Origin of the sequence: Rahnella perminowiae, assembly GCF_019049755.1 — a bacterium.
Classification (GTDB): domain Bacteria; phylum Pseudomonadota; class Gammaproteobacteria; order Enterobacterales; family Enterobacteriaceae; genus Rahnella; species Rahnella perminowiae.
On sequence record NZ_JAFMOS010000484.1, the window covers coordinates 1 to 12041 of the forward strand.

The 12041-nt window shown below is 48.4% G+C and carries 12 protein-coding genes and 4 pseudogenes; 10 read left to right on the forward strand and 6 right to left on the reverse strand.

Translation table 11 applies throughout. From position 1 onward, the window contains the following. The 5 genes from J1785_RS09325 to tnpA form a co-directional block, all read right to left on the reverse strand. A partial coding sequence (locus J1785_RS09325; protein WP_217219280.1) for an ABC transporter substrate-binding protein occupies positions 1–829 on the reverse strand: 829 nt, incomplete at its 3' end. Beyond that, on the reverse strand, positions 820–1434 hold the full coding sequence (locus tag J1785_RS09330; RefSeq protein ID WP_338020342.1) for an FAD-dependent oxidoreductase: 615 nt from the start codon (positions 1432–1434) through the stop codon (positions 820–822). The genes J1785_RS09325 and J1785_RS09330, both read right to left, overlap by 10 nt. Positions 1435–1440: 6 nt before the next feature. Beyond that, complete coding sequence (gene tnpC / locus J1785_RS09335; protein WP_217147267.1) at positions 1441–3033, reverse strand: IS66 family transposase; 1593 nt, start codon at positions 3031–3033, stop codon at positions 1441–1443. A gap of 30 nt (positions 3034–3063) precedes the next feature. Beyond that, the gene (tnpB, locus tag J1785_RS09340; RefSeq protein WP_217192212.1) at positions 3064–3414 is read right to left on the reverse strand and encodes an IS66 family insertion sequence element accessory protein TnpB; all 351 of its coding nucleotides are present in this window, start codon (positions 3412–3414) and stop codon (positions 3064–3066) included. Next, the gene (gene tnpA, locus J1785_RS09345) at positions 3411–3824 is read right to left on the reverse strand and encodes an IS66-like element accessory protein TnpA (protein ID WP_109846721.1); all 414 of its coding nucleotides are present in this window, start codon (positions 3822–3824) and stop codon (positions 3411–3413) included. The genes tnpB and tnpA overlap by 4 nt, the downstream gene beginning before the upstream one ends. Positions 3825–3993: 169 nt before the next feature. On the opposite strand from tnpA, the gene J1785_RS09350 reads away from it, so the two are divergent. From J1785_RS09350 to J1785_RS09380, 7 genes and pseudogenes are all read left to right on the forward strand, one after another. Beyond that, a complete protein-coding gene (locus J1785_RS09350) occupies positions 3994–4179 on the forward strand; it encodes a DegT/DnrJ/EryC1/StrS family aminotransferase (RefSeq protein ID WP_217219282.1) in 186 nt (61 codons plus the stop codon). A gap of 15 nt (positions 4180–4194) precedes the next feature. Then, a pseudogene (locus tag J1785_RS09355) lies at positions 4195–5076 on the forward strand (DegT/DnrJ/EryC1/StrS family aminotransferase); the annotation flags it as partial. A 4-nt stretch (positions 5077–5080) separates the two neighbouring features. Next, a complete protein-coding gene (locus tag J1785_RS09360) occupies positions 5081–5563 on the forward strand; it encodes an NUDIX hydrolase (RefSeq protein ID WP_217219283.1) in 483 nt (160 codons plus the stop codon). Positions 5564–5710: 147 nt separating this feature from the next. Further along, on the forward strand, positions 5711–6598 hold the full coding sequence (locus J1785_RS09365; RefSeq protein WP_217219285.1) for an MFS transporter: 888 nt from the start codon (positions 5711–5713) through the stop codon (positions 6596–6598). 471 nt (positions 6599–7069) lie between these two features. Continuing rightward, entirely contained in the window at positions 7070–7342 is a 273-nt protein-coding gene (locus J1785_RS09370) for an AbrB/MazE/SpoVT family DNA-binding domain-containing protein (RefSeq protein WP_217137484.1), read from the forward strand. Further along, positions 7342–7707 carry a type II toxin-antitoxin system PemK/MazF family toxin gene (locus J1785_RS09375; RefSeq protein ID WP_217137483.1) on the forward strand — a complete coding sequence of 122 codons (366 nt, stop codon included), beginning with the start codon at positions 7342–7344 and terminating at the stop codon, positions 7705–7707. Before J1785_RS09370 ends, J1785_RS09375 begins: the two co-directional genes overlap by 1 nt. A 105-nt stretch (positions 7708–7812) precedes the next feature. After that, positions 7813–8953, forward strand: a pseudogene (locus J1785_RS09380) (IS3 family transposase); the annotation flags it as partial. A 71-nt stretch (positions 8954–9024) separates the two neighbouring features. Here the strand turns inward: J1785_RS09380 and J1785_RS09385 are convergent. Continuing rightward, positions 9025–9729, reverse strand: a pseudogene (locus J1785_RS09385) (IS6 family transposase). A 271-nt stretch (positions 9730–10000) separates the two neighbouring features. On the opposite strand from J1785_RS09385, the gene dsbG reads away from it, so the two are divergent. The 3 genes and pseudogenes from dsbG to J1785_RS09400 all read left to right on the forward strand — a co-directional run bounded on the left by dsbG (position 10001) and on the right by J1785_RS09400 (position 11878). Then, the gene (dsbG, locus tag J1785_RS09390) at positions 10001–10777 is read left to right on the forward strand and encodes a thiol:disulfide interchange protein DsbG (protein ID WP_227969099.1); all 777 of its coding nucleotides are present in this window, start codon (positions 10001–10003) and stop codon (positions 10775–10777) included. A 35-nt stretch (positions 10778–10812) separates the two neighbouring features. After that, positions 10813–11151 (forward strand): DsrE family protein, encoded by a 339-nt coding sequence (locus J1785_RS09395; protein ID WP_217137481.1) that lies wholly within the window; start codon positions 10813–10815, stop codon positions 11149–11151. A 234-nt stretch (positions 11152–11385) separates the two neighbouring features. Beyond that, positions 11386–11878: pseudogene (locus tag J1785_RS09400) on the forward strand (recombinase family protein). Positions 11879–12041: the final 163 nt, after the last annotated feature.

Consider the following 12041-nt stretch of genomic DNA (forward strand, 5'->3'; position numbering starts at 1 on the left):
TCTTTAATAAGTTAGTGATGCTTCGCCGATCCAAACCCTTATAATTTATTAAAGATAAAGCTGAAATAGTTTCACTGGTATACAATAATAAATCATGTTTGAAATACGTCTGGCAGCTATGCTGCACTTGTTGATACTCAACTGAATTTTGTTCTCCTCCTGGTGGGAAACTGAATACAATGACTTCCCCTGGATCTGATATCCCGTTAAACAGAGCGTCTGAATAGGCGTCATCCGTCAGGTATACCGGAACCTTCAGGGAGGCTGAACGGAGTGTTTTCAGGTATTCAGTACTGGCTTTGAGACGTCCGCAAAATATCACCACCTCTGCGTTACCCGGTAACGCGACTCGCTCTATGGGTAACGTTACAAGCAGCGTTTCAATTTCAGATGCTTGTTGCCGCCCGTGCAGACTTTCATCACAGAATAAGGCATATCGGGATACTGCACTGCGTGTGAGGTAACCAACCAGCTTACGTGCCAGCGTTTCATCGGATGCACATAAACGGAAGACCAGATCAGAACGCTGAGTTAAGGAAGCACAGGTCGAAGCCGGTAGAATCAAGGGTATGGCATGTGTTTTATAAAGCGGGAGAGCGGCCGCAGCTGATTCAGACGCAAAATGTCCGATCACGACATCAACGTTCTGGCGAATGAAAAATTCAGCGGCTTTAAGACCTCCAGCCACACTGGCATTGTCGTCATAAAAGATCCATTCCGCCTCACGAATATCCGGATACATTTGAGCACCCAGAAATATCCCTTGAAGAAAACCTCTCGCATGAATAGTCACTTCCGTACTGAAAGCGGCTGTAAATCCTATACGCATATTCCCTCCTTTCGGGTAAAACGTCCCGGAGAAAACAACGTTGCCAAATCTGCGGAAATTGCAGGTCCACTAATATAGTGCAAGGCGTCCAAGAGCTGACGAACCGCAATTGCAGCAACACCAGACGCGAGTTTGAACCCCACACCGTTGAACCCGGCAACAGTCATCACACGTGGTTGGGTTTGACTGAACCCGATGACTGGTCTGCCATCAGAGGTCCATGAATCCCAGGCAACAAATTGCTGCAGAAGTTGAAACCCATCGGCATGAATGCCAGTGCTGGCTAACTTCTGCAGTAACAGCGTTTCGCTGTCCTTGCCGTTGAGAGGCAAGCTATCCAACGTCGGTGCACTATGACGCTCACTCCCACCAATCTGAACGATCGTTTTACTCAGAGGCAAAATGTAAGTATTGGCGTGATACGATATCACTGGTTTTTCAGGAGCAGATTCAAGATACACGCGGGAAAAAGGGACAGTGCGCGCGTAAACTCCTTCCAGCGTTCGTGGTAAGGGGCCCCCGGCACCACACGCATCCACGATATATCGTGCTCGAATGATTGAATTATTTGTATGGAGGTGGTAAGCGTAAAGGCAGCGCCGTATTGACGGTTATTTATCGGTGAGAACCACGTTCCATGGCAGCAGTTCTGCCACTTTATTGGAAGGCCACTCCGGCAGGACGTTCAGGATATGGCGAAGGTAGGCTTCTGGATCGATACCATTGAGTTTGCACGTACCGATCAGGCCGTACAGTAGTGCACCACGCTCACCACCATGATCACTACCGAAGAAGATATAATTCTTTTTCCCAAGACACACGGCCCTCAGCGCTCGTTCCGCTGCATTATTGTCAGGCTCTGCCAGTCCGTCATCCGCGTAATAACACAGCGCTTCCCACTGGTTTAGCGCATAAGCGAACGCCTCGCCCAGCCGGGATTTTTTTGACAGAATGGCACTTTTCTCCACCAACCAGTCATGCAGTGATATCAGCAGCGGCTTACTCCGGGACTGTCTGGCTGCCAGCCGCTCAGTTGCAGGGAGGCCGCGTATGGCTTCTTCGATTGCGTACAGCTCACCTATACGTTTCAGGGCTTCCTCTGCTGTGGCCGTTTGAGTACTTATATAGACATCGTGGATTTTTCTGCGCGCGTGGGCCCAGCAGGCCGCTTCGGTTAACGGACCTCCTTCACGTTCTACGCTGAACAACCGATCGTAGCCTGCGAAGGCATCCGCCTGCAGCACACCATTATAGTGCCGAAGATGTTGCTGAGGATGTTTCCCCTGCCTGTCCGGCGAGAAGGCGAACCATGCCGCTGGCGGATCTGATGAACCTGCGCTTCTGTCATCACGGACATATGTCCAGATGCGCCCGGTTTTCGTCTTCTTTCTGCCCGGTGCCAGTACCGGCACCGGAGTATCATCCGTATGCAGTTTGCGGGAGTCCATCACGTAGTGGTAAAGGGCCTCATCCAGTGGGGCCATTAACCGGCAACAGGCATCCACCCAGTTGGAGAGCAGAGCCCGGCTCAGAACCACGCCCTGACGGGCAAAGATTTCGCACTGGCGATATAGCGGCAGGTGTTCGCAGTATTTGGCCGTTAACACGCGGGCCAGCAGACCCGGCCCGGCGATACCCCGATCGATGGGGCGAGATGGTGCAGGCGCTTCAACGATACAGTCGCATCGGGTACAGGCCTTTTTCACCCTGACCGTGCGGATCACTTTCAGGGCGCTGGAGACCAACTCCAGCTGTTCCGCGCTGACTTCACTGAGATATGCCATATCACTACCGCAACCAGGACAGCAGGTTTCGGCTGGCTCCAGCCTGTTTATTTCGCGGGGAAGATGTTCCGGTAACGGGCGACGATGGCGGGACTGGCGCAGCTGGCGAGGTACCAGTGGATCGTCTTCTCGTCCGTTGTAGCGATCACTTTGCTGCTCCTGCTGTTTCAGCAGGGCTTCTGCGTCTTCAACCTGTCGGCGAAGTTTTTCTGAACGGGTACCGAACAGCATCCGCCGCAGTTTTTCTATCTGTGCCCGCAGATGCTCTATTTCGCGCTCTTCGTTCTCTATTTTCTCTTCTGCGCGGGCCAGCGCAGAACGCAGGAACGACTCAGTCTCTGCAACGAGGCTAAGCTGACTGTCTTTCTGGCGAAGCGCGTCTTCCAGCGCGGCGATACGGGCGAGATAGTCCTGACTCATGACCCCATTTATAATGCGGTCATGCGCTTTTTACAACATTGTCAGAGAGTTAAGGCGAGCTGTTTTGGGCTGACGCCAGTCCAGCTTATCGAGGAGCATGGCGAGCTGTGAGCGGGTGATGGCGATTTTACCATCGCGTACAGCAGGCCAGATGAACTGGCCTTCTTCCAGACGTTTGGTGAACAGGCACAGGCCGTCAGCATCAGCCCAGAGTATTTTCACGGTATCGCCGCGACGGCCACGGAAGATAAACAGGTGGCCGGAGAACGGGTTTTCATCAAGTGCATGCTGTACCAACTCGCCCAGACCATTGAACGATTTACGCATATCGGTCACACCGGCAACCAGCCAGATACGGGTGCCTGACGGGAGGGATATCATTGGCTTCTCCCGGTCAGCTCGCGAAGCAGCACGGCCAGCAACTCTGGTGACGGGTTCTCCAGCGTCATTTTACCGTGACGGAACTCAACACAACAGGAGGAGGCATTCAGCGCTGAGAGCTGACCCGGTTCAGTATTCATCCCGGCTGATGGTGTCGGATCAGGTATCACCTCAACAGGCAGCATTGTCGGTGATGGTGAAGATTCAACTGTTGCCGGAAGGCGACGTGATATACGGCCTTCATTCTGCCAGAGTCGCAGCCATTTAAAGATGACGTTATCGTTGATGCCGTTTTCGCGGGCAATCTGAGCAACGCAGGCACCGGGGCGGGAAGCCAGTTCGACCATACGTATCTTGAAGTCATTCGAATAATTTTTACGGGGTTCTTTTCGCCAGGACTGGGATTCCATACTTAGATGTCCGTCTGTAACAGGTGGGCGTCTAAGTTATCAGTACTGGCTTAATGGCTACATACGGCACTGGGTTTACGCTTACAGACATTCCGCAGTTTTACTCTGAATTATGTCAGGGTGAAAGCGATGATGTCGGCATTATAATTAAATACTGAGTGCGGTAATAATGAAAAAAATATCTGACAAATACCTGCATCATTCTGTTCGCGATGAAGAAATGATTCTGTCTATTTTACGCGATGGACAATTATCTGGAACAGCAGACATTATTGGCATTTATGAAAATACGCTGTCTTCATACTTTGGTGCTAAACACGCTATAGCGGTGTCTTCCGGAAGCACCGCAATCTAGGCAGCACTCTGGTGTGCCGGTGTTCGCCCGGGAGATGAAATTCTCGTCCCGGCACCTGCGGTCCTGCCTTCGCTCTTTCCAGTTACTGAAAATGGGGCAATCCCTGTCCCCGTTGATGTACGTGAAAACTGTCTGGATTTTTGCCCGGACAGCCTGCGCAAATCCATCAGCAGCAAAACAAAGGCTGCATTGATCGTCCCTTTATGGGGTTATCCCTTCAATCAGGATGAAACTCGAAAAATCCTGGCAGAACATGGCATTCCCCTGATTGAAGACTGTGCGCATGCCCACGGTGCTAAATTCGGCAACAAGTTTACCGGCACCTTTGGTGACATGAGTTGTTTCTCAACGCATGATCGTAAGATCCTTGCGACCGGAGAAGGTGGATTCGTACTTACAGATTGTCAGGAAACCGCTCAAAACCTGACCATGTTTACCCGGCTGGGCAACCTGTCAGGTAAAAGGTCCGGCGTGAACTACAAGTTGGGTGCTCTACAAGCCGCACTGGGTATTGCTAGACTGCCTGATATCGAGGAACAGGTCTCCATTCGCAGGACCAATGCTGACGCAGTTAAGTCACGGCTTAAGCCAGGTCGGCCGTTTGACGAGCTCAGCTTTGGCGATGGGCGTCCTAATTACTACAATCTGGTATTTAAGCTGAACAGTGACGTTTCTGATCCGGGAACAGTGCTTCGTAGAGTGAACGATGCCGGTATAGTTATTGATCAAGTCAAATATGGTTATAACGTGTTTTATAAGCGCGAGGTTTACAGCCATATTTCAGCCAACTGCCCTAATTCAGAAAACATGATTCAGCGGCTTATCCAGATCCCAGTACATCCTGGAATTACAGAACAGGATATTGAACAAATCGCCAACATTCTGAATGAGATTTAATCCTATGCTTCGTGAGGGAGTTAAGCATTTCACCGCTTCGGCGATTATCCTGGATGAACATGATCGCATTCTGATGCATTTTCATAAGAAATTGCAGATGTGGCTCTATCCCGGTGGTCATATCGAGGAGAATGAGGAGCCGCAGGAGGCACTGTTACGCGAGGTGTTCGAGGAAGTAGGCGTTACGCCAACCATTATATCGTGCCAGATTCAGGAACGTCAGTCTTTGGACTTGGATCCTGCAAGCGTAGCTGAACTTCCAATACCTCTCACTTTACTTTGCGAAAAAATCCCGGAAAAAGCGGGTGGATGGCACTGGCACCTGGATATGATCTATCTTTGTATCCTGCCGGCTAACCTTATAAATGCTGAGGGTGAATTTAAGTGGCTGACGGTCTCTGAAATTGAATCGTTACCGACACCGCGTGAATTCCCGTCGTTGATAAAAAGGGCTATTTCAGTGAAAAGATCCTATTCAAATATTTAGCAGGAACCCTATGTCATTTTTTTACCGCATTTCAGTGGTAATACTGGCTGCAATCAATCCAGTAAGCATGGATTTGTTAGCGCCTGCGATACCCTATTTACAGCAAAGTTTACCTGCCCTTAATGGGCAGGTTTTTTTTCAACTTATCTGAGCGGACTTGCCGTAGGTCAGCTGATTGGCGCTTTTTTGCTTAATGGCAGGAAAAATGTCCTCTTTGCGCTTTTATTTTGCATGATATTTTGCGTAGCGTCTCTCTTCGCGGGTTCAAGCAGCAGTCTACAGTCGTTCCTGATATCACGTTTTGTCACCGGTTTTAGCGCCGGGATCATCTATCTGTTCTGCATGCTGCTGGTAGCAAATTCAGAAAATGAAGAGGAAATTGCAGAAAGTTATCGGTTAAGAAATCAGACGCTGTTGTATGTTGCGACGCTAATCCCTTTTTTATCAGCAGCGGTGATTGCCCTTGCATCTTTTACGCTTCTGCTAAAGCTGCAGTTAGTCTATGGAGTGGCTTGTTTTCTTCTGATGACAGGGTTTATCAGGAAACCACTGAAAGACAGAGGGATTACAAAGAAGCAGGAAGCACTCACTAGAACCAACCTCATTTGCAACGTCATCTCCATGATATCCTGGTCATCAATGCTGTATTTCATCCTGTCTCTTATCCCGACATTATTCGGTGTGAATACTTCACATCCTGAATGGATGATCTGCGCCGGCATTACAACAAGTGCCCTTTCTTATCGCCTGGGAAGCTTACTCAAACACAGGATCAAGACGGCGGCTGGAACTGCCTTATGCTTCGGGCTGGTTCTTACATTTATTCTCTGCCATTACACCCCTAGTATGTGGGTTGAATTCCTTATGCTAGGGATCGTATATTTTATTGCTGGCGTCTATCAGTCCCGGACAGCAGCTAAAGTGCTTGCTAGTAACCTATTTTCCTCTCGTCGAAATACCTCATTGTTAACCTTTATAAATTTACTGGTATCCGCCCTGGTTGTTGAGTTGGCCAGAAGAATTGGGGGTGGCTGATTCTTTGATTTGGATTGGTATTCCGCTGGTGCTGTTTGCGATATCTCCGCAATGGAGAATTAGAAGATACGTGACGTCAGGCTTGAACACATCCTTTGGCGGTGAGGGTAGTAGCAACTGACGTAATAACTTAAGTTTGGATCTAGAAAATATAGAACATAGGATGATACTGAATTTTATGATAAATAACTTTGCCGCGTGATGTTACCCACTTTTCAGGCTGACCTAATAGATTTGATATGTGGTTAAAGAACGTACTTAGCGTACGTTTTCGTACGGTTGGGCTTCAGCCCCCTGTAACAGTTTAACTCCCCTGCAGCAATGAGTTACATATGTAGAACAAGGTAGATAGCTGGAAAAGGGCGGAAGAATTGTTTTAAAGAAATAAACTTGCACAGCTGAATTCTAACTTGCAAGAGTTCTACATAGTGCTACAGTAGTGCTACTATGTAGAACTAATGAGAGAACACAATGCAAACTGTAAAAGTTCGCCAACAAGGCGGAGCCATGATCGTGACTATTCCCCGCGAATACGCAGCTGCAGCTGGTTGGGCCGTAGGCACAGAAATAACAGTAAAACGTCAAGGAGCCGAGCTAAGTTTTGCTCCGGCAACTCGCAAGGCCCGCGGCGCTTTTACTGTGGATGAACTGTTAAGCCAGATTGACCAGGGAGAAATTGCAGCGTTGAACGACGATGTGAAGGAATTCTCCAGCGTTGAATCTGTAGGTAAGGAATATTGGTAATGGCACATGGAAGGGTCCCTGAGCGTGGTGATATTTGGCACTTTGACCCGAACCCAATCGTAGGTCGTGAGCTGAAAGACAAACATTACTGCATAGTAATTACAGTAGAGAAGCTCAATAACGCACTGGGTGTGGCTATATGTTGTCCTATATCTACTGTTGCGGCCGGTGCCAGATCCGCTGGTGTAACCGTTGCAGTAGGACCTATGGATACAGAACGTGGAGATTTACGAGGCGTTGTTCTATGCCACCAGGTTCGAGCTTTAGATTTGAATGCAAGGGGAGCAACGTTCGAAACTGTGGCAGAAGAAGGGTTAATACAGGAAGTGATTTTTAAGTTAACTAACCTAATAGACCCACAATGAAATCGTTTCATCACGGAGTGTCGCGTGAGGTTTACCCTCTTTTAGTTTATAACCCGTCCTGAATAGCGTTGACACGTTTTCGACTTAAATCCGGAGAACGTGACAATGGCCGAGTTTAAACGCGCACAACGTGACTATCCTTTGTCTTTTAAAATTGCTGTTGTTGAGCAGGTTGAAAAAGGCGAAATGACCTACAAACAGGCTCAACTGCGCTATGGTGTTCGACCGTTCTGACCTGGTTGCGCAAGCATGGCCATCTTAACTGGGCCCCAGGTCTTCCCCATCTCTCCAGCCGGGAGTTGCCCATGAGCCAACCACCTGCCCCTTTAACTCCTGAGCAAAGGATCAGGGAACTTGAAGAACAGCTTGAGCTGGTCACCCAGAAAGCGGAGTTCCTTGATGCTGTCGTTAACGTGCTGAAAAATGACTATGGGATCAGTGTCATAAAAAAGCGGCCAGGCAAGTCCTCACGCAAAAACAAACCCAAAAAACAACCATTACCCGGGCCTGCCAGTTCCTGGGACATAGGCGGCAGGCCTGGTATCAGCACAATACACGGCTTAGTAAGCAACGGGCTCGTGATGTCCGGATCATCGATTTTGTTAAAACGATAAGAGTACGTCAGGCGCGTATCGGGACCCGTAAGCTGCATTATCTGCTGAGTAAACAATCAGATGATGGATTGCATGTCGGACGTGGCCGGTTGTTCTCTTTGCTGAAGGAACGCCGGCTGCTGGTGCCAGTCAGACGGGCATACCATAAAACAACGGACAGCCATCACCGTTTTCGGCGACATCCCAATTTATTAAAAACGGGGCCGGAACAGGTGATGGTAAGGCGACCAGAACAGGTATGGGTAGCGGATATTACCTATCTGCCAACCCGAAATGGCATGGTCTATCTGAGCCTGATAACGGATGCCTGCTCAAGGAAAATCATGGGCCACCATGTACACAGCGATCTGCGTACTGACAATGTCGTGCAAGCTCTGAAACAGGCCTTAAAGCCGAGAAAAAGGACTCAGCCGCTGATCCATCACTCGGATCGTGGAATACAATATTGTTCAGCAAGTTACCAGTCGATCCATGAAAGACACGGGCTAATCTGCTCAATGACAGATGGCTATGACTGCTATCAGAACGCATTGGCGGAAAGGGTGAACGGGATACTGAAGGCGGAGTTTTTGCTATCACGCCCGGAAGACCTGGAGCAGGCAAGAAAGATGGTGAGGGAATCGATAGAAATGTAGGAAAGCAATAATTTCAGGCTCTGTTGCAAATGTTTGTGATGGGTAGCCGTTAGTGTTATTGAAAGGTGTTATATTTCAAAGACTCTGCTCACCAGACGCATCTCGCCCAGGGGATGACCGAAGTAGAAGTTTTCCGCCTGTCCTTTACGCAGCGCCCGCATTACCTCAATTCACTTAATGGTTGCATAGGCTGTCTTCATTGATTTAAACCCCAGAGTGGCACTGATTATCTGTTTCAGTTTGCCATTATCGCATTTAATCACGTTGTTCCGGTACTTTATCTGCCGGTGTTCAACATCAGGTGGACAGCGGCCCTCTCGTTTCAACAACGCCAGCGCGCGACCATATGTGGGAGCTTTGTCGGTGTTAATGAGGCGGGGAATCTTCCAGCCTTTCACGTGATTTAAAATCTTTCCGAGAAAACGATATGCCGCTTTGCTGTTACGGTGCGGAGAGAGATAAAAATCGATGGTGCGGCCTTTGCTGTCAACAGCCCGGTACAGGTAAGTCCATCGGCTATTCACTTTGATATAAGTTTCATCGAGATGCCAGGAGCAGAACCCTGAAGGGTTTCGCCAGTACCATCGCAGCCGTTTTTCCATTTCAGGCGCATAACGCTGAACCCAGCGGTAAATCGTGGAGTGATCTACACTGACACCGCGCTCAGCCAGCATCTCCTGCAGCTCACGGTAGCTGATGCCGTATTTGCAATACCAGCGCACCGCCCACAGGATAATATCGCGCTGAAAATGACGGCCTTTGAATGGGTTCATGTCCTGCTCCTTCAGTAAAAGGGGACAATAAGTCTACCACCACCGACTATTTGCAACAGTGCCTTCCACAGCGAGTTTTCTGTCTGTTGGTTTCATTTGGTATCACACTCAGAAATATTGTTTATGTGTACGGATAATATCGGTGCCTTTTTGCCTATATTACCCATCCTGTTTTGCATATAGCTAAAAAATATAACATATAAAAAAATTGCATATGATAATGGCAATAATTTCTTGCGCATGATTCCAATATTTGATTTTCCGGAGAACAATGAAAATCCCTAACAACTTGTGTTTTGTGTGTTTCCTGTTCCCCCTGTTCACCATGTCGGCGCAGGGGGCTGCTGAAAAACTTCCTCAGCCATTGCAGTCACTACAGAAACAAGGGCTTGAGGTCAAAGGTCAGTTTGATGTGGGCCCGAATCTGCATGGCTATGTCATCCAGTATCAGGGGCAGGGCTCAACTGTATTCCTCACGCCCGATAAGCAGCACGCAATTGTGGGCAATCTAATCGACAGCAGTGGCAACAATCTCAGCGATCCGCAGGTAGAAAAATATGTCTACGCCCCGATGGGAAAACAAATGTGGAGCCGGCTTGAAAGTAGCCGCTGGATTACAGTCGGTAATGTGAAAGCACCGCGTATTGTTTACGCATTTTTCGACCCATTTTGCCCTTACTGTGCCCAGTTCTGGGAGAAGGCACGTCCCTGGCTGGATTCGGATAAAGTACAGTTGCGCGTCCTGCTGGTCGGTATTCTTCGTCCGGAAAGTACTCCCCGGGCTGCCGCAATTATGATGGCGAAAGACCCGTCTAAGGCACTGAAGGATTATGAAAATACACACGGGAAAACATCGCCATCTCTCCCTGATACAGTCAACCCGGATGTGGCCAGCGCACTGAAAAGTAACCTTCAGCTGATGGAAAACTTGGGCAGTGACGCCACACCGACTATTTATTACCTCAACCCCAAAGGCCGTTTACAACAACAGCAGGGGTTACCGCCTGATGATGACACCATGAACACTATCATGGGCAGCAAACCCTGACGCCGTAATCACCCTATTATCAGTAAGGCATAAAAATGAATATCCTGTTCCACGTTCCTGAATTATCTCGTGTTGTCCCGTGCCTGAATAACGCACTTAATTATCTGAAAGCAGTCGATACAAATGCAGATAAACTCCGGATTGTCTTCAATGGGAATGCCGTTAATAGTCTGGTTGACAAAACAGAGAGCGCCGACCAGTGGAAAGATTTAGCCAAAAAGTACAATAACATTCAGTTAGATGTCTGCAGCAACTCACTCAGGGGTATGGGCATTGTAACTGAAAGCCTGATCCGGCCTGTCAGCATTGTTCCTTCCGCCATTCTGACGCTGGTAACGCTGCAGAATGAAGGCTGGATTTACCTTCGCCCTTAAATAACGGCTATTTAATTTACTAGATTTGACCATATTGAGAGGAATCGTGTATGGATATCGCCGCCGGAAAACGTCATGTTACAGAAGACAATGCCTGGATGTCTGGTCTGGGTCTATTGTCCGTCAAATGGTCGTTAAACGGAATTTATTAGACTGTCCGTAAACCTGCTTGTTTTATGGGAAAACGACTATATGATTTACGGACGAGTTAGCAGACTTTTTGAGTAAATAGTGATGGCATTGATCGGATACGCACGTGTTTCAACAGATAATCAGCATATCGATTTGCAAAATGATGCTCTGCGGTCGGCTGGTTGTGAAAGAATTTTTGATGATGTCATCAGTGGTTCGAAAAACGAACGTCCTGGACTGGATGCTGCGTTGGCCTATTTACGCGAAGGAGACATTCTTGTCGCAGCGTTGGCCTAAAAGTGCTAACAGGGCAGGGGGCAGACATCGATACCATGACAGCTCCGGGCAAGCTGGTTTTTGGGATATTTGCAGCACTGGCAGAATTTGAGCGAGACCTTATTCGTGAACGAACCAAGGCGGGGCTTTCTGCTGCAGCGCCAGGGGACGAAAGGGCGGACGTAAACCAGTAGTCACTGATGAAGGTTTGCAGAAGGCGCAGAGTTTGATTGCTCAAGGATTGAGTGTCCGGAAGGCAGCTGGAAGACTGAAAATTGGTAAGACAGCTCTTTATGATGCGTTACGCACATTCAAGTAAAGATGAGGAGTATCGTATGTTTTCGTTCTATTGGACTTCAAACCCCTAAACCGCGTTTTGGTTCCGTTACTCCCCAAAGTCCATTAACAACATCAAATACCCCTCAGGCCATAGAGAAACGTGAAGGATGTTTTATCAATTAGTTAACTAATAGGAAAATAAT

What these genes read in the sequence shown, in the direction of transcription:
- tnpC (WP_217147267.1), bottom strand. Translation starts at nt 3,033, where the DNA reads ATGAGTCAGGACTATCTCGCCCGTATCGCCGCGCTGGAAGACGCGCTT.
- tnpB (WP_217192212.1), bottom strand. Translation starts at nt 3,414, where the DNA reads ATGATATCCCTCCCGTCAGGCACCCGTATCTGGCTGGTTGCCGGTGTG.
- tnpA (WP_109846721.1), bottom strand. Translation starts at nt 3,824, where the DNA reads ATGGAATCCCAGTCCTGGCGAAAAGAACCCCGTAAAAATTATTCGAAT.
- J1785_RS09350 (WP_217219282.1), top strand. Translation starts at nt 3,994, where the DNA reads ATGAAAAAAATATCTGACAAATACCTGCATCATTCTGTTCGCGATGAA.
- J1785_RS09360 (WP_217219283.1), top strand. Translation starts at nt 5,081, where the DNA reads ATGCTTCGTGAGGGAGTTAAGCATTTCACCGCTTCGGCGATTATCCTG.
- J1785_RS09370 (WP_217137484.1), top strand. Translation starts at nt 7,070, where the DNA reads ATGCAAACTGTAAAAGTTCGCCAACAAGGCGGAGCCATGATCGTGACT.
- J1785_RS09375 (WP_217137483.1), top strand. Translation starts at nt 7,342, where the DNA reads ATGGCACATGGAAGGGTCCCTGAGCGTGGTGATATTTGGCACTTTGAC.
- dsbG (WP_227969099.1), top strand. Translation starts at nt 10,001, where the DNA reads ATGAAAATCCCTAACAACTTGTGTTTTGTGTGTTTCCTGTTCCCCCTG.
- J1785_RS09395 (WP_217137481.1), top strand. Translation starts at nt 10,813, where the DNA reads ATGAATATCCTGTTCCACGTTCCTGAATTATCTCGTGTTGTCCCGTGC.